This is a genomic window from Microtetraspora niveoalba, from assembly GCF_001570405.1.
In the GTDB taxonomy this organism is placed as follows: domain Bacteria; phylum Actinomycetota; class Actinomycetes; order Streptosporangiales; family Streptosporangiaceae; genus Microtetraspora; species Microtetraspora niveoalba.
On record NZ_BBYM01000012.1, the window covers coordinates 26,265 to 42,050 of the forward strand.

General features: G+C 69.5%; 18 protein-coding genes and 1 tRNA gene. 14 read left to right on the forward strand and 5 right to left on the reverse strand.

What is annotated here, in order from left to right; all coding sequences use genetic code 11:
- Positions 1 to 47 precede the first annotated feature (47 nt).
- The 3 genes from mshA (at position 48) to AWQ70_RS12415 (ending at position 2,687) form a co-directional block, all read left to right on the forward strand.
- On the forward strand, positions 48 to 1,331 hold the full coding sequence (mshA, locus tag AWQ70_RS12405) for a D-inositol-3-phosphate glycosyltransferase (protein WP_084516920.1): 1,284 nt from the start codon (positions 48 to 50) through the stop codon (positions 1,329 to 1,331).
- An 88-nt stretch (positions 1,332 to 1,419) separates the two neighbouring features.
- Entirely contained in the window at positions 1,420 to 1,917 is a 498-nt protein-coding gene (locus tag AWQ70_RS12410; RefSeq protein ID WP_067174613.1) for a type III secretion system chaperone family protein, read from the forward strand.
- A 26-nt stretch (positions 1,918 to 1,943) separates the two neighbouring features.
- A complete protein-coding gene (locus tag AWQ70_RS12415) occupies positions 1,944 to 2,687 on the forward strand; it encodes a phosphoglyceromutase (protein ID WP_067174617.1) in 744 nt (247 codons plus the stop codon).
- Positions 2,688 to 2,797: 110 nt separating this feature from the next.
- Here the strand turns inward: AWQ70_RS12415 and phoU are convergent, their stop codons facing one another.
- Positions 2,798 to 3,445 (reverse strand): phosphate signaling complex protein PhoU, encoded by a 648-nt coding sequence (phoU, locus tag AWQ70_RS12420; protein ID WP_067174995.1) that lies wholly within the window; start codon positions 3,443 to 3,445, stop codon positions 2,798 to 2,800.
- Positions 3,446 to 3,630: 185 nt separating this feature from the next.
- Between phoU and AWQ70_RS12425 the strand changes: the two genes are divergently transcribed.
- Entirely contained in the window at positions 3,631 to 4,740 is a 1,110-nt protein-coding gene (locus tag AWQ70_RS12425; protein ID WP_245646934.1) for a sensor histidine kinase, read from the forward strand.
- Complete coding sequence (locus tag AWQ70_RS12430) at positions 4,737 to 5,426, forward strand: response regulator (protein WP_067174620.1); 690 nt, start codon at positions 4,737 to 4,739, stop codon at positions 5,424 to 5,426. The genes AWQ70_RS12425 and AWQ70_RS12430 overlap by 4 nt, the downstream gene beginning before the upstream one ends.
- Positions 5,427 to 5,653: 227 nt before the next feature.
- On the opposite strand, the gene AWQ70_RS12435 is transcribed toward AWQ70_RS12430, so the two are convergent.
- The gene (locus tag AWQ70_RS12435) at positions 5,654 to 6,382 is read right to left on the reverse strand and encodes a copper chaperone PCu(A)C domain-containing protein (RefSeq protein WP_067174623.1); all 729 of its coding nucleotides are present in this window, start codon (positions 6,380 to 6,382) and stop codon (positions 5,654 to 5,656) included.
- Positions 6,383 to 6,639: 257 nt separating this feature from the next.
- Here AWQ70_RS12435 and AWQ70_RS12440 point away from each other — a divergent pair, with 257 nt between their 5' ends.
- From AWQ70_RS12440 to AWQ70_RS12455, 4 genes are all read left to right on the forward strand, one after another.
- Positions 6,640 to 7,122: a CarD family transcriptional regulator gene (locus tag AWQ70_RS12440; RefSeq protein ID WP_030510364.1), complete on the forward strand. Its 483-nt coding sequence runs from the start codon at positions 6,640 to 6,642 to the stop codon at positions 7,120 to 7,122.
- A 17-nt stretch (positions 7,123 to 7,139) separates the two neighbouring features.
- Positions 7,140 to 7,595: a 2-C-methyl-D-erythritol 2,4-cyclodiphosphate synthase gene (gene ispF, locus AWQ70_RS12445; protein ID WP_067174627.1), complete on the forward strand. Its 456-nt coding sequence runs from the start codon at positions 7,140 to 7,142 to the stop codon at positions 7,593 to 7,595.
- 209 nt (positions 7,596 to 7,804) lie between these two features.
- Positions 7,805 to 8,068, forward strand: coding sequence for a GlsB/YeaQ/YmgE family stress response membrane protein (locus tag AWQ70_RS12450; RefSeq protein WP_067174632.1), 264 nt, complete (start codon positions 7,805 to 7,807; stop codon positions 8,066 to 8,068).
- An 87-nt stretch (positions 8,069 to 8,155) separates the two neighbouring features.
- A complete protein-coding gene (locus tag AWQ70_RS12455) occupies positions 8,156 to 8,425 on the forward strand; it encodes a GlsB/YeaQ/YmgE family stress response membrane protein (protein WP_067174635.1) in 270 nt (89 codons plus the stop codon).
- A 142-nt stretch (positions 8,426 to 8,567) separates the two neighbouring features.
- Here the strand turns inward: AWQ70_RS12455 and AWQ70_RS12460 are convergent, their stop codons facing one another.
- On the reverse strand, positions 8,568 to 9,758 hold the full coding sequence (locus AWQ70_RS12460) for a DUF2637 domain-containing protein (RefSeq protein ID WP_067174639.1): 1,191 nt from the start codon (positions 9,756 to 9,758) through the stop codon (positions 8,568 to 8,570).
- 93 nt (positions 9,759 to 9,851) lie between these two features.
- Here AWQ70_RS12460 and AWQ70_RS12465 point away from each other — a divergent pair, with 93 nt between their 5' ends.
- The 4 genes from AWQ70_RS12465 to AWQ70_RS12480 all read left to right on the forward strand — a co-directional run bounded on the left by AWQ70_RS12465 (position 9,852) and on the right by AWQ70_RS12480 (position 12,904).
- On the forward strand, positions 9,852 to 10,232 hold the full coding sequence (locus AWQ70_RS12465) for a PPOX class F420-dependent oxidoreductase (protein WP_067174642.1): 381 nt from the start codon (positions 9,852 to 9,854) through the stop codon (positions 10,230 to 10,232).
- 119 nt (positions 10,233 to 10,351) lie between these two features.
- Entirely contained in the window at positions 10,352 to 11,746 is a 1,395-nt protein-coding gene (gene cysS, locus AWQ70_RS12470) for a cysteine--tRNA ligase (RefSeq protein WP_067174645.1), read from the forward strand.
- 88 nt (positions 11,747 to 11,834) lie between these two features.
- Positions 11,835 to 12,782, forward strand: coding sequence for a 23S rRNA (guanosine(2251)-2'-O)-methyltransferase RlmB (gene rlmB / locus AWQ70_RS12475; protein ID WP_067174649.1), 948 nt, complete (start codon positions 11,835 to 11,837; stop codon positions 12,780 to 12,782).
- A 49-nt stretch (positions 12,783 to 12,831) separates the two neighbouring features.
- Positions 12,832 to 12,904: transfer RNA gene (locus AWQ70_RS12480), tRNA-Thr, on the forward strand.
- Between the two features lie 494 nt (positions 12,905 to 13,398).
- Here the strand turns inward: AWQ70_RS12480 and AWQ70_RS12485 are convergent.
- Positions 13,399 to 13,833, reverse strand: a complete 435-nt coding sequence (locus AWQ70_RS12485) for a VOC family protein (protein WP_067174652.1) — start codon at positions 13,831 to 13,833, stop codon at positions 13,399 to 13,401.
- A gap of 663 nt (positions 13,834 to 14,496) precedes the next feature.
- Between AWQ70_RS12485 and AWQ70_RS38790 the strand changes: the two genes are divergently transcribed.
- On the forward strand, positions 14,497 to 14,808 hold the full coding sequence (locus AWQ70_RS38790) for a hypothetical protein (protein WP_157530031.1): 312 nt from the start codon (positions 14,497 to 14,499) through the stop codon (positions 14,806 to 14,808).
- Positions 14,809 to 15,062: 254 nt separating this feature from the next.
- Here AWQ70_RS38790 and AWQ70_RS12495 read toward each other — a convergent pair whose 3' ends face one another.
- A complete protein-coding gene (locus AWQ70_RS12495; RefSeq protein WP_067174658.1) occupies positions 15,063 to 15,782 on the reverse strand; it encodes a DUF2306 domain-containing protein in 720 nt (239 codons plus the stop codon).
- Between the last annotated feature and the right edge of the window lie 4 nt (positions 15,783 to 15,786).

A 15,786-nucleotide genomic window follows, 5' to 3' on the forward strand; every position in this document is an offset into this window, starting at 1 on the left:
ATCTTGTCGGGTTTCTTGGGGTTGTTACCCTTCTGGAGGTGGTTCGGGTGGCGCTGAGGCGGCGTCGGGTCAACCGGGTGGCGACGATCAGCATGCACACGTCGCCGCTGGACCAGCCGGGTACGGGCGACGCCGGCGGCATGAACGTGTACGTCGTCGAGGTGGCCAAACGGCTGGCCGCCCTCGGCATCGAGGTCGAGATCTTCACCCGGCAGACGGCCAGGGACCTGCCGCCGACGGCCGAGATCACCCCCGGCGTCTCCGTGCGGCACGTCACCGCCGGGCCGTACGAGGAGCTGGACCGCGCGGACCTGCCCGCCCAGCTCTGCGGCTTCCTGTCCGGCGTGCTGCGCACCGAGGCGATGTACGAGCCCGGCCGCTACGACGTCATCCACTCGCATTACTGGCTTTCCGGGCAGGTGGGCTGGCTCGCCAAGGAACGCTGGGGCATCCCCCTCGTGCACACCATGCACACCATGGCCAAGGTGAAGAACCTGCTGCTCGCCGAGGGCGACCGGCCCGAGCCCACCGCGCGCGTCCTCGGGGAGGAGCAGGTCGTCGGCGTGGCCGACCGCCTGGTCGCCAACACCGAGGCGGAGGCGCGCGAGCTGATCGAGCTCTACGACGCGCCCACGGACCGGGTGGCCGTCGTCAACCCCGGGGTCAACCTCGGCGTCTTCCAGCCCGCCTCCAAAGGAGCGGCCCGCCGCCGCCTCGGACTCCCGCAGGACGCCCACGTGCTGCTCTTCGTCGGCCGCATCCAGCCGCTGAAGGGCCCCGACGTGCTCATGAAGGCGGTCGCCCGGATGCTCGTGGCGGATCCGTCCCTGCGCTCCCGGCTCGTCGTGGCGTTCGTCGGAGGGCCGAGCGGCAACGGCCTGGCCCGCCCGTCGCTGCTCGCCGAACTCGCGGGGGAGCTCGGCATCGCCGACGTCGTACGGCTCTCGCCGCCCGCGCCGCAGCGCGAGCTGGCGGACTGGTACCGGGCGGCGGACGTGACCGTCGTCCCCTCGCACAACGAGTCCTTCGGCCTCGTCGCCCTGGAGTCCCAGGCGTGCGGCACGCCCGTCGCGGCCGCCTCCGTCGGCGGCCTGCGCACGGCGGTCGAGGACGGCGTGTCCGGCATCCTCCTCGACGGGCACGACCCCGAGGAATGGGCGGTGGCGCTGCGCGGCCTCCTCGGCCACCCGGCCTGGCTCGAATACCTCTCCGGCAACGCCGTACGGCATGCGGCGGCCTTCGGCTGGTCGGCCACCGCGGCCCGGCTCGTCGACGTGTACGCGGGGGCGATGGCCCGGCTGCACCGTGTCCCGATCGCCGTCAACTCCTGAGACCCTGGGGAGTGTTGCCGGCGGATGCCGGGTTCGCGCGCCGCGCCCCGGGGCAGGGGCAGACGGTCGAGCCCGGCGAGGAGGAGACATGAGTGACCTCGAAGAAGTGATCGACGGCGCCTTGAAGGCCGCGGACCTCGCCTACGAGCGGCCGCGCCCCGGCGCGTTTTTGGTCAAACTGCCCGGCCAGCACAAGCTCGCCACCATGACCTGGCTCGTCCTCGGCGACCAGGCGCTCAGCGTGGAGGCGTTCTTCTGCCGGCAGCCGGACGAGAACCACGCCGAGTTCTACCGCTGGCTGCTGTCCAAGAACGGCTCGATGTACGGCGTCCACTTCGCGCTGGACGGTGAGGGCGACGTCTACCTCGTCGGCCGGGTGCCGTTCGACGCGGTGACCGAGGCCGAGATCGACCGGGTGCTGGGCTGCGTGCTCACCTATTCCGACGAGTCCTTCGACCGCGCGCTCGAACTCGGGTTCGCCTCCTCCATCCGCAGGGAGTGGGAGTGGCGGGTCAAGCGGGGAGAGTCCCTCGCCAACCTGCAGGCGTTCGCGAGGTTCGCCGATCCGGCGCGGAACCCCGCATAAAACCGCACGGACTAAGCTTTCTGCCTATGGCGACTTTGGTGCTGCTGCGGCATGGCGAGAGTGAGTGGAACGTCAAGGGCCTGTTCACCGGGTGGGTGGATGTCACGCTCTCCCCGGCGGGCGAGGACGAGGCGCGGCGCGGCGGGCAGCTTCTGCTCGACGCCGGTGTCCGCCCCGATGTGGTGCACACCTCCCTCCTGACCCGGGCGATCAGGACGGCCAACCTGGCGCAGGAGGTGGCCGACCTGCTGTGGCTGCCCGTCCACCGCTCCTGGCGGCTGAACGAGCGCCACTACGGCGCGCTCCAGGGCAAGGACAAGGCCCAGACCCGCGCGGAGTTCGGCGACGAGCAGTTCATGCTGTGGCGCCGCTCCTACGACGTCCCGCCGCCCCCCATCGCCGACGACGACGAGTTCTCGCAGGCCGGCGACCCCCGGTACGCCCTGCTCCCGCAGGAGCTCATGCCGAGGACCGAGTGCCTCAAGGACGTCGTCGACCGCATGCTCCCGTACTGGTACGACCGGATCGTCCCCGACCTCGCGGCCGGGCGCACCGTCCTGGTCGTCGCGCACGGCAACTCGCTGCGCGCCCTGGTCAAGCACCTCGACGGCATCGACGACGCGTCGATCGCCAAGCTCAACATCCCGACCGGCATCCCGCTGCGCTACGAGCTGGACGAGGACTTCCGCCCGCTGAACCCGGGCGGCGACTACCTCGACCCGCAGGCCGCCGCGGCCGCCATCGAGGCCGTGGCCAACCAGGGCCGCTGACCCGTACGGGTGATCCCGCGAGCGCGGGCGACCCCCGGAGACACGAACGCGGAACGGCGCGGCAGGGGAGACCTGCCGCGCCGTTCCGCGTCATGTGAGGGATGCCGGGGTCAGTCGGGGTTCCGCGAGCCGGTGACGAGATAGACGACGTCGCGCGCGACGCTGACGGCGTGGTCGGCGTACCGCTCGTAATAGCGGCCGACGAGGGTGATGTCGATCGCCGACTCGACGCCGTGCGACCACCCCTTGTCCAGCAGCACGCGGAAGAGCCGGCGGTGCAGCCGGTCCATGGCGTCGTCGTCGCTCTCCAGCTCCTTGGCAGTCTCGACGTCGCGCGAGACGATGCAGCTCCCGGTCTTGACGATCAGGCGTTCGGCGATGGCGCCCATCTCCACGAACGTGTCGCGCAGCTCGGCCGGGATCGCCGACTCGGGGTGGCGCATCCGGGCGACCTTCGCGATGTGCTCGGCGTGGTCGCCCATGCGTTCCAGGTTGGAGGCCATGCGCAGCGCGGTGATGACGGTGCGCAGGTCGACGGCCACCGGCTGCTGGGTGGCCATCACCTCGTAGATGGATGCCTCGATCTCGGCGTAGAGGCGGTTGACCTCCTCGTCCCGGGAGATCACGTTCTCCGCGAGCTGGAGGTCGGCGTCCAGCAGTGCGGTGGTGCTCCTCGACACGGCGGAGCGGACGAGCCGGGTCATCTCCACCAGGCGGTCGGTAAGGGCTTCCAGCTCATCGTGGTAGGCGTCGCGCATGCCGATCACGCTACGCGGGGTTCCGTGAACGAACCTCGACCGTCAGATGAACTTTTCCGGAAAAGCCATGGTCACGCCCCATCAGGGAGGATATCCGGCGAGAAAGGCCGCCTACATTTGGAACCGTGAACGAGTTGCTGGCCAGCCTGGCGGCGATGGCGGGGTTCATCCTGGGGGCCGTCGTCATGCTGGCGATCAGCCGCCAGTCCGAACACGAGCAGCGGCCCGAACCCTCCGACGAGACGTTGTCGTCCGGCGTCGCCTCGGTCCTCGCGGTGCTCCCTTCGTCGGCGGTCGTACTCGACCGGGACGACCGAGTGTTGCGCGCGAGCTCCGCCGCACGCGCCTTCGGCCTGGTGCGGGGCGAGTCCCTCATGGCCGCCGAACTGCTCGCCCTGGCGAGGAAGGTCCGCAGGGACGGCGAGATCCGCGAGAGCGAGATCGAGACGGCCGGGCGCAGGTTCGGGCAGGAGTCCACCACCTTCGCCGTACGGGTGGCCCCGCTGGGCTCACACGGCCAGGTGCTCGTCCTGGCCGAGGACCAGACCGAGAGCCGCCGGGTCGAGGCGGTGCGCCGCGACTTCGTGGCCAATGTCAGCCACGAGCTCAAGACGCCGGTCGGGGCCCTGAGCCTGCTCGCCGAGACCATCCAGGACGCGGCCGACGACCCCGAGGCGGTGACCCGCTTCGCCGGCCGGATGCAGCACGAGGCCGCGCGGCTGACCTACCTGGTGCAGGACCTGATCACCCTCTCCCGGATCCAGGGCGCCGACCCGATCCCCACGCCCGGCGCGGTGGCGGTCGACGACGTCGTCCACGAGGCGATCGACCGGTGCAACACCAAGGCGTCGTCCAAGAACATCACCCTCGTCGCCGGGGGACGGGACGGCCTGCGCACCTGGGGCGACGAGGACCTGCTGGTCACCGCCCTGCACAACCTCATCGACAACGCCGTCGCCTACAGCCCCGAGCACACCCGGGTCGTGGTCAGCGTCCGGCCGGTCGGCGACTCGGTGGAGGTGAGCGTCAGCGACCAGGGCATCGGCATCCCCGAGTTCGCCCAGGAACGCATCTTCGAGCGCTTCTTCCGCGTGGACACCGCCCGGTCGCGCGCCACCGGGGGCACCGGCCTCGGGCTCGCCATCGTCAAGCACGTCGCCGCCGCCCACGGCGGCGAGGTCACGGTCTGGAGCAAGGAAGGCTCCGGATCGACCTTCACCCTCCGCCTTCCCGCATTCGGCGGCACGGCGGGGGCGCCAGCAAGCACAACGACCCCCATGGAGGCCGCGAAGTGACCCGGGTACTCGTCGTCGAGGACGAGGAGTCGTTCTCGGACGCCCTGTCCTACATGCTCCGGAAGGAAGGCTTCGAGGTGGTCGTGGCGGCCACCGGCCCCGAGGCGCTGGACGCCTTCGACCGCAACGGCGCGGACATCGTCCTGCTCGACCTGATGCTTCCCGGCCTGCCGGGCACGGAGGTGTGCCGTACGCTCCGGCAGCGCTCCAAGGTGCCCGTGATCATGCTGACCGCCAAGGACAGCGAGATCGACAAGGTGGTGGGTCTGGAGCTGGGCGCGGATGACTACGTCACCAAGCCCTTCTCCTCGCGGGAACTCGTGGCCCGCATCCGCGCGGTGCTGCGCCGCCAGGGCGACGTCGAGGAACTGGAGACCGCGATCCTCGCGGTCGGCCCGGTCCGGATGGACGTCGACCGGCACATCGTGGCCGTGCGCGGGGAGCACGTACAGCTCCCGCTCAAGGAGTTCGAGCTGCTCGAAGTGCTGCTCCGCAACGCCGGCCGGGTCCTCACCCGCGGCCAGCTCATCGACCGGGTGTGGGGCGCCGACTACGTGGGCGACACCAAGACGCTCGACGTCCACGTCAAGCGGCTGCGCGCCAAGGTCGAGACCGATCCCTCCAACCCGCGCTGCATCCTCACCGTGCGCGGCCTGGGCTACAAGTTCGACCCCGTGGACGCCTGAGCCGGTTCCCCCGGGGCGACCGCCCCGGGGGACCGCCCGGCCCTCGTGAGCCGTCTCGCGCCGTTCGCACCGGCGTCTCCCCGTGGCCGTGGCCTCGGGAGGCCATCGCAACACGCGTGGAAACCCGGACCCGGAAGGACACACGAACCCCTTGCCCTGTACGGGGGCAAGGGGTTCGGGTCGTTCGTGTCGCGCCTCGGCGGGGACGCCGAGCCAGGGGGCCGGGATCAGCCCGCGCTGGTCGTCTCGGCGCCCGTGTCGGTGCCGGTGGCCGTACCCGTGGTGCCGTCGGCGGCGGTGTCCGTGGCAGCCGTGTCGGTGGCGGCGGTGTCCGTGGCAGCCGTGTCGGTGGCGGCGGTGTCCGTGGCGCCGGCGTCGGTGGTCGTGCCGGTCGCGGCGGTGTCCGTCGCCGGAGCCTGCGCGTCGCCGGCGGGCGGCAGCGTGGCGAACTCGCGGCTGCGCGGGATGACCGGGACGGACATCGTGACGTCGCCCGCGTTCTTGAACTTGAGCGTCAGCTTCAGCGTCTCGCCGCCGAGAAGCCGCTGCTTGAGGCCCTCGACCGTGGTGTTGGGCGACTTCACCAGCGTGTCGGGCGCGAGCTGGAACGCGTTGGGGATCCGCACGGACGTGGCCTGGCCGCCGTCCGGGATGATCGCGGTGAGGGCGTCCGGGCCCGAGTTGGTGTTCACCATGGTGAGGTAGAGCGGCGCGGAGCCGCCGGCCGCGATCTGGGCGCCGGACTCCGGCCCCAGGACGAACGCCTGGGCGATCTTCACGCCGTTGTGTCCGTAGTCCATGTCCACGCCGCTGCCGGTGATGTGGACGCCCGCCTCGGTCGGTGCGTACGGGACGTTGACGTTGGCGTCGAACCCGGCGCCGCACGCGGCCAACGCAGGAGCGACAGCGAGGAGCGCGGCGACGGCGATCGCCCTGCGGCGGCTGGTGCTGCTCACGGTTCGAATCTCCTTGGTATGCACGTTTTTGAGCAGCAAACACCATATCCGCGTCTCACCGTGGTCACGGACGCGGCCTCCTCGTAGCGGGACCTGGTTTTGCAGGTCACCCGGTATGTCCTACTTTGCCATTCACAGAGTCGACTGCTTGTCAAGTCCTAAAATGAGGGCTTGACCTGCAGTTATGTTCATTTCACTGTTCCGGGAGCCTGGAAGCGCGTGGTACTCTGGAGTACAGCGGAAGGGGTACTTGTCACATGACTTTCCAGGTCGGCGACACTGTCGTCTACCCCCACCATGGGGCTGCTCGGATCGAGGCCATCACGACCCGAACCATCAAGGGTGAGGAAAAGACCTACCTGGTGTTGAAGGTCGACAAAGGCGACCTCACCGTCCAGGTGCCAGCGGAAAACGCCGAACTCGTCGGTGTGCGTGATGTCGTCGGCCAGGAAGGCCTTGAGCGTGTCTTCGACGTCCTGCGCATGCCGCACACGGAGGAGCCGACCAACTGGTCCCGCCGCTACAAGGCCAACCTGGAGAAGCTGGCGTCCGGTGACGTCAACAAGGTGGCCGAGGTCGTCCGTGACCTGTGGCGACGCGACAAGGAGCGCGGGCTCTCCGCCGGTGAGAAGCGGATGCTCGCCAAGGCTCGGCAGATCCTGGTGAGCGAGCTGGCGCTGGCGGAGAAGACCAACGAGGACAAGGCCGAGGCGCTGCTCGACGAGGTGCTGAACTCCTGAACACGACATCACCAAGGGTGGGCATCGGTGTCGATGTCCACCCTTTCGCATCCGGTCGTACGCTCCACCTCGCCGGACTGCACTGGCCTGGGGAGACGGGGCTCGAGGGACACTCCGACGGGGACGCGGCGGCGCACGCCTGCTGTGACGCCCTCCTGTCGGCGGCCGGCCTCGGCGACCTCGGCGGTCTCTTCGGCACCGCCGATCCCCGGTGGGCCGGAGCCGCCGGAGCCGTCCTGCTGGAGGAGGCGGCCCGCCAGGTGCGGGCCGCCGGCTTCGAGATCGGCAACGTGGCTGTCCAGATCATCGGAAACCGGCCCAAACTCGCGCCTCGCCGTACGGAGGCGGAGAAGGCCCTGGGGGCCGCCGTGGGGGCTCCTGTGAGCGTGAGCGCCACCACCACGGACGGGCTGGGGCTCACGGGACGCGGAGAGGGCGTCGCGGCGATCGCGACCGCCATCGTCTTCGGCTGACCCGTACCGGATTCCTCCGCCGAAGGGACGGCCGTCTCCCAAAGGGACATGCAAACCTGGATGCGGACGAGGGCGTCCTATTCATCGCGGGGGCGGCGACCCGGAATCCGGGCGCGGAAAGGGTCGCCGTCCCATTTCCGATGATTCGTCAGCTAACCGGGTAAAACCCAGTCGGACGTGAAAGACGTCACTTCGACGGGGGGCTGGCAATGATCGGAGCGGTCGTCGGTGCCATCATCATCGGCATCATCATCGGGGCGTTGGCGCGGCTGATACTTCCGGGCCGCCAGAACATCAGCATCGGTCTCACGATCATCGTCGGCATCGTCGCCGCGCTGATCGGTTCGCTGATCGCCAGCGTCCTCGGTGTCGCGAACACTCGGGGCATCGACTGGGTCGAGCACCTCATCCAGTTGCTCCTCGCGATCGTCGGCGTGTACGCGGTCACCCGGGCTCGGGGAAGCAGCCAATGAGTGGCCGGAAAGTAAACGAATATCTTCCGGACAATGGGTAGTGATCTCCCTTGACGGTGAATGTGTCACCCTCAAGGGAGGTCGGTCATGACCATCGAATCCATTCTCGGCGCCATCGTGATCGGTGCGGTGATCGGTGCGCTGGGGCGCCTGTTCCTCCCCGGCAGGCAGCCGATCGGCTGGATCCTCACCATTGTCGTCGGCATCGTGGCGGCTCTCATCGGCACCGCCATCGCCCAGGTCCTCGGAGTCGATACCACGCCCGGCATCGACTGGATCGAGCTGGTCATGCAGGTCGTGCTCGCCGTCGTCGGCGTCGGGATCGTCGCCGGCATCCGCGGCCGAACGAGCGTCTAGCCGTCCCGGGAACGTCCCGGCCACGAGCGGCCGCCTGACGCGCACCACGCGCCGGGCGGCCGCGCCCGAGCAGGAGAAGGCCCGTACGGCCCTCCGGGAGTACCGGAGGGCCGTACGGGCCTTCTCGCGCGTCCTGGGCCGGTCAGTCCGGCGGGAGCGGGGTGCTGCGCATCCGCCCGGACGGCGGGTCGGCCGGCATCGGCTCGTCCGCCTCCTCCGCCGTGCCGTACGGCCGGCGATCGGCCTGCCGGATCTCCTCGTCGTCCGCGGCCTCGGATCCGTGGGCCGGGTCGGGGACGTCGGAAAGCCTGCGGAGCGGCTGGGTGTCCACCTCCGCCTCCGTCCCGCGGGTCTCCTCGCGCGCGCTTCCGTTCTCCTGCCCGGGCTGCTCGCCCGGACCCGCTTCGCCGCCGGGCTCGGTGGTCTCGTCGGGGTGCTTCTCGGCGGGCGTGTCCTCGGGGGCGTCCCGCCGCGCCTCCGGCTCCGCGGAAGGGGCGCTGTTCGGGAGCGGATGGACGAGGACGTCGCCGGTGTGCGGCCGGACGAGGTCGCCCCACCGCACCGGCCGGCCGCGCCTCTCCGCCTCCGGCTCCGCATCCGGCTCAGCATCCGCGCGCGATGCCTCCGGCTCCGCGTCCGCGGTCGGTGCCTGCGGCTCCGCATCCGCGCTCGGCGCGGGCTCCTCACGGGGCTCGGGGCGTACGCGTGTCTCGGCCCGGGTCTCCGGCGTGAGCCGTACGGGCGGGGCGGGGGGCTCCGCGCGGTCGACGGCGGGAGCGTCCGCGACCGTGACGGGCCGCTCGTCGGCCTCGAAGGGGACGATCTCGGCGGCGTCCGCCGAGGGGTCGCGGTCGGACCAGTACGCCTGAGCCTGCTTGGCGAGGATCAGCAGCAGCCACAGCCCGACGCTCAGCATCACCCACGGGAGCAGGGCCACCACGATGGCGGCCTGCCTCGGGTCGGGAATGGCCCCCGTCGCCGTGGCGGCGGTAATGGTCGCGGCGGCGGCCATCAGCAGGGCCAGGATGAGGCCGGCCTGTACGCGGAGCAGCGGCCGGGCGGTGCGCACCAGCGGAACGCTGATCAACCCGACGGCCAGCAGCGCGTCGAAGGCGGCGGGGTACAGGTAGGCGAAACGCGGCTCCGCCTGACCGGCGATCGCCAGATCACGCATGTCGTCGAAGGAGAGCACGCAGGCCGCCGCGGCGAGCAGGGCGACCGCGAGAGCCGCGACGGCGACCGCCAGGCGGCGAAGCGCGAGCGAAAGACCCCCGGATGGGGATGCGGGCGGGCGGGAGGCGGGGCCTGCCGCCGAGGGGGGAGAGGCGTCCATGGCATTTCGAGCCTACAGAATGGGAGCACCCCGCCGATCTCGGACGACAAGTAACATGATCGGCAAATCATGCCAGGAGGACCGGAGGAAACGATGTTGCCTGACGGGGTGCGCGAGCTTTTCGACGGAAAGAACTTCGCGACGGTCGTGAGCCTCAACCCCGACGGCGCGCCGCAGGCGTCGGTCGTCTGGGTCAGGACCGACGGGGACGACATCCTCTTCTCCACGGTGAAGGGCCGCCGCAAGCACCGGAACTTCGAGCGCGACCCGCGGGCCACCATCGTCGTGATCGACCCGGCGAACCCGTACAGGTACGCCGAGGTCCGGGGCACGGTCGAGATGGAGGACGACCCTTCGGGCGCGTTGATCGAGGAACTGTCCCTCAAGTACGCCGGACGCTCCTGGGAGGAGCCGCACCCGGACAACGAGCGGGTGATCATCCACATAAAGCCGCAAAAGGTGTATCTCCGCTGAGCGTTTTCCGGCTTATGCCGGGGTGTCCCCTGGTGCGACCGAGACGCCGGTTCACTCGGGCCGGCTTCACCGGTCCACAAGTCGGCCTCTGGTGCGGCGTGAGGCATTAGCCTTGCTTCGTGAGCCTGAACCTCTACGACACCAGCACGCGCACGGTCCGTGATTTCGTACCGGTCGAGCCCGGCCGGGTCTCGATGTATTTGTGTGGTGCGACCGTCCAGGCTCCGCCGCACATCGGTCACATTCGCTCTGGCGTCAACTTCGACGTGCTCCGGCGGTGGCTGACCCGTCTGGGATACGAGGTCACTTTCTGCCGCAACGTCACCGACCTCGATGACAAGATCATCCGGGTGGCCTCCGACGAGGGCGTGCCGTGGTTCGTCGTCGCCGAGCGCAACCAGCGGGCCTTCACCTGGGCGTACGACCAGCTCGGATGCCTGCCGCCGACGGTCGAGCCGCGTGCCATGGGCCACGTCCCCGAGATGGTCGAGCTGATGCGCCGGCTCATCGACAAGGGGCACGCCTACGCCGTGGGCGGTGACGTCTACTTCGACGTGGTGTCCTACGCCGACCGGTACGGCAAGCTCTCCAACCAGAAGCTGGAGAACATGCGGAGGGCGGGGGACACCGACACCGACTCGCTCAAGCGCGACCCGCGCGACTTCGCACTGTGGAAGGGCGCGAAGCCCGGCGAGCCGACGTGGCCCACTCCGTGGGGCCGCGGCCGGCCCGGCTGGCACCTTGAGTGCTCCGCCATGGCGACGAAATACCTGGGCGGCACGTTCGACATCCACGGCGGCGGGGTCGACCTGATCTTCCCGCACCACGAGAACGAGATCGCCCAGTCGCAGGCCGCGGGCGACGGCTTCGCCCGCTACTGGCTGCACAACGGCATGCTCAAGCTGGGCGGCGAGAAGATGAGCAAGTCGCTGGGCAACTCGCTGCTCATCCCCGACATGCTGCGCAAGGTGCGTGCGGTCGAGCTGCGGTACTACCTGGTCGCGGCGCACTACCGCTCGGAGATCGACTACTCCGAGGAGGCGTTGCTGGAGGCCGCCGCCGGATACCGCCGCGTCGAGGGCTTCGTCACGCGCGCGGCCGAGGTGATCCACGACGTGGACGCCGTGGCCCCGCTGCCCCAGGCGTTCGTGGACGCGATGAACGACGACCTCAACGTCTCGCAGGCGCTCGCCGTGATCCACGAGGTCGTACGCGAGGGCAACGTCGCGCTGGCCCAGGGCAACAAGGAGCAGGTCGCGCGGCTGCTGGCCGAGACGCAGAACATGCTCGACGTGCTCGGCCTCGACCCGCGTTCCAAGCAGTGGCGCGGCACGGGCGACTCCGGGCTGCGCGAGGTCGTGGACGGTCTGGTCGCGGTCGCCCTGGAGCAGCGCCAGGCGGCCCGGGCCCGCAAGGACTACGCCGCCGCCGACGCCATCCGCGAGCAGCTCGCCGCCGCCGGCGTGGTGGTCGAGGACACGCCTCAGGGGCCGCGCTGGGAGTTGGCACGCTAGGTCGTGTCCCACAAATGGCTGCCCGGCCGCTCGGGGTGGGGCAGCCTTTTGTCAGACGCTCCCCCGTCGTGCCCCTACCCTAGACAGCATGGCGGGTAAGGGTTCTGGTCGGCGGCAGGGTGCGACCAAGGGAACGGGCGGCAAGGGCAAGCGTACGCTGCAGGGCAGGGGCGCGACGCCGCCCGCTCACATGCGCCACTGGTTCAAGGACAAGTCGCGTGCGGAGCGGATCGAGCGCGAGGCCGCCGGCATCGCGCGTCCCGGCCGTCCGCAGCCGAAGGCGCGCCGCGAGGACGCGCCGGAGGTCATCGGCGGCCGTAACCCGGTGGTGGAGGCGCTGCGCGCGGGCGTTCCCGCGAACGCCCTCTACGTCGCGCAGCGCATCGAGAACGACGACCGGGTCCGCGAGGCGATCAAGATCGCCGCTGATCGGGGCATCGCGCTCCTGGAGGTCTCCCGGGAGAAGCTCGACCGGCTGACCGAGGGCAACGTCCACCAGGGGCTGGGGCTGCAGATCCCGGCGTACGAGTACGCCCACCCGTCGGACCTCGTGGAGCGGGCGCAGGACGCGGCCGAGGTGCCGCTGATCGTCGCCCTCGACGGCGTGACCGACCCGCGCAACCTCGGCGCCATCGCCAGGTCGGCCACCGCGTTCGGCGCACACGGCCTGCTCGTGCCGGCCCGCCGTTCCGCCGGTGTCACGGCCGGGGCGTGGAAGACGTCGGCCGGCACGCTGGCCAACCTGCCGGTCGCGCGCGCCTCCAACCTCACCCAGGCGCTCCAGACGTACCGCGAGAGCGGCCTGTTCGTCATCGGCCTCGACGGCGACGCGTCCATCGATGTCGGCGATGTCGAGCTGGCCGCGGAGCCGCTGGTCGTGGTGGTCGGCTCCGAGGGCAAGGGGCTGTCCCGCCTGGTGCGCGAGTCGTGTGACCAGGTCGTCCGCATCCCGATGAACGCCGCCGCCGAGTCGCTCAACGCGGGCGTCGCCGCCGGCATCGCCCTCTATGAGATCGCCCGCAACCGTCGCCGGTGAAACGTCGGTGACGGTTGGGCCTTCGGCCCACTAAACTCGTGGGCGGCACGCCGCCTTAGCTCAATCGGCAGAGCATCTGTCTTGTAAACAGAAGGTCTGGGGTTCGATTCCCCAAGGCGGCTCTTGTAGTGAAGGCCCCTGACCAGCGGGTTCGCGGTCAGGGGCCTTGTGCTTTCGCGGCTCATCTGGTCTCTTCGGCGTCGTTGGGAGCCACCCTGGGAGCCACCCGCTTCCGTTGCCCCAACAGGGCGCCGGAAATGGCCTCCGTCGCCGCCCGCCGGTCACTGCAGCCCTACGATCGCCACAGCATGGCTGGACGCCGCACATGGTTGGGGGCGATCGACGATCCAGGGTTCGTTCCTCACCCTGGCTCACCGAGGAACGTGTCTGATCACCGCGTGCAGTCGCCCGGCTCAGCCCGCCCACGTGAATTTCCTGGGCCGCTATGCCATCGCTTCGCCCGGGCCTTCCGAGGGACTGCGCGAACTCGGCGAGATCCCCGATCTTCCCGAGATCGACAGCGGCGCGGTACGAAGGGAGAGCTGACGGACAGCCTTCCCCGTGGGAGCCGATCAGCGAGTCAGGTCTGTGTCGCGTTCAACGAGGTAGACATTCGTCAGCTCAGGCAGAACTCGTTGCCCTCGATGTCCTGCATCACGAGGCACGACTCGTTTTCTTCATCGGCGGGCAGGAGCCGCACGCGTTTCGCGCCGAGAGTGATCAATCGTGCGCATTCGGCCTCGAGGGTTGCCAGGCGCTCTGCACCGACGAGTCCGGTGCCGACCCGCACGTCAAGGTGCAGCCGATTCTTGGCGACCTTGCTTTCGGGAACGCGCTGGAAGTACAGCCGCGGACCGACACCCGAGGGGTCGCTGCATGCGAACCATGAGTCCCGCTGCTCGGGCGGCAGCGTGCGATTGAAGTCGTCCCAACTGGCGAACTCCTCAGGCGGTGCCGGCGCGACATACCCCAACACCTCGCACCAGAAGCGACCGACACGCTCAGGTGAAGCGCAATCGAAGGCGACTTGAATCTGCTTAACGGATGCCATGGGAAAATCCTTCCATAGATCACCACGCATACCGAAATCGCCCACCGTGCACCCCAGCCGGATTGGCGAAGTCCTGAAAAGATCCACAGCTCCAGCCTGAACGCCTCGCCCGCCGAAGGGTTGCGAGATAATCTTCATCATCTGGCAAGACCAAGATCGAAGGGCCGTGGTGAGCAGGGCATCATCCCTCGCCTTGCGCGATCCTGACGCCGACGACTCCGACGACGAGGATTGATGGGGATGCCCCCGCGCCGGGTCCCGAACATCTCCGCGCCCAGGGGGTGCCCGTCAAGGACGAGGACGTATGGGCAGTTCCATCAGGGTCGGGTGCGCGCCCAAGGCGGTCGTCCAGGTAAGCAAGATCCGGAACATGTGCGGATTGTGACCAGCAGTCGACCAGGACTACGGCACGAAACCCAAGGTCATAGCCGCAGCGGCCCGAAGATGGACCTCCACTTTTAATCCGTAGGTTCCAGGTTCAAGCCCGGGCGCCCTACCAGTCAAAGCGTTACCCTGATCGTCGGGCCATTAGCGGGCCATTAAGGGGGTAACGAGGGGTCAACCACGGTCACTCAGGACCGGCCTTCCGACCAGCTCAGCGCCTCAACGGGCCGTGATCGATGCAGTTCCCAAGCTGACAGCCCGCCCTTTACCCTCGTCGTCATGACACCGCCGCGTGAGCTACCCGTAAACGTCGCGCGCGTTCATGACGTACGTGATTTCGCCGCCTACCTGAAGAGTATGGCGGATGACTTCGATGCAGACCGCGCAGAGTGCGAACGGCAAGTCCGTGAAGGTAAGCGGTTCGTCGAAAGCCGCTGGAGCAGCACGGACATCGGCGATTTCCTTCGAGCCTGGGCCCGATGGCTTCAGGACGGCTGCATCCGGGAAGGTGCTCCGTTCGCGGAAGATGTCGACCCTCTGAAATGGCAGTCGCTCGCTCTCCAGATCCACGCCGCCCATCTGTACGAGTAGGCCGTTCTGGGAGCCACCTTGGGAGCCACCCGGGAGGACGATCACGAACTGAGCCGAACGAACTTGAACAGCCAGACCTCTGCCACCCAGCACGGCGAACGGTTCTGAACGATCTTGGAGATCGTTTGGGGACCTTGTAAACAGAAGGTCTGAGGTTCGATTCCCCAAGGCCGCAAACGCGAACACCCCGGAACCGGCGGCGGCGGTTCCGGGGCGGGCGGTCGTTCCGGGATCGGCCCGGGATCGTTCCGGGATCAGGTCGCGAGAGCGGTGCGGCGGCCGCGGCGGGCCACCTCGCGCTCCAGGTACCACTCCACGGCCAGCAGCGGGATCGTCCAGCCGAGCCAGCCGGACAGCCCGGAGATCGTCCACGCCATCAGGTCGGGGTCGCCGTGGAAGACGGTGTCCTGCAGCGGGGGCAGGGCGATGATCAGGATCCCGGTCCACACGCGGTTGGTGATGATGGAGTAGGTCAGCACGGCGCTGCGCAGCATCCAGCGCCGGTGGTCGGCGTACCGGCGGGCGCGGGCGGCGCGCCAGCCCGCCACGGTGAAGGCGAGCCACAACAAGGCGAGGAGCACGTCGCTGACCGCGAGGAACGGCCCGAACGGGGTGCGCGCCCCGATGACCAGGCCGGTCAGCCCGGCCGGCAGCACCCCGGCGAACACGTAGACCCGCCCGGCGCGCCGGTGCCACACCTGGTGTCGCCGGCGGAACCACGGCCACACCTGGAAGAACGCGGTGACCATGGCGACCGAGGCGAACAGCACGTGCGCCACGAGCAGCGGGTAGTGCAGGCCGAACCCCTCTGGCTGCGGCACCCGGGACAGCGACGGGTCTCCGGTCAGGTACGGCGGCAGCGAGAACGCGAGGAACCCGGCCGTGACCAGGCCGAGCGGCACCGTCCAGCGGCGCCGCCACCACGGACGCCGGCGGGCCGGTACCGGCGGAGGACTGTCGATCGTCGTGTGCATGACG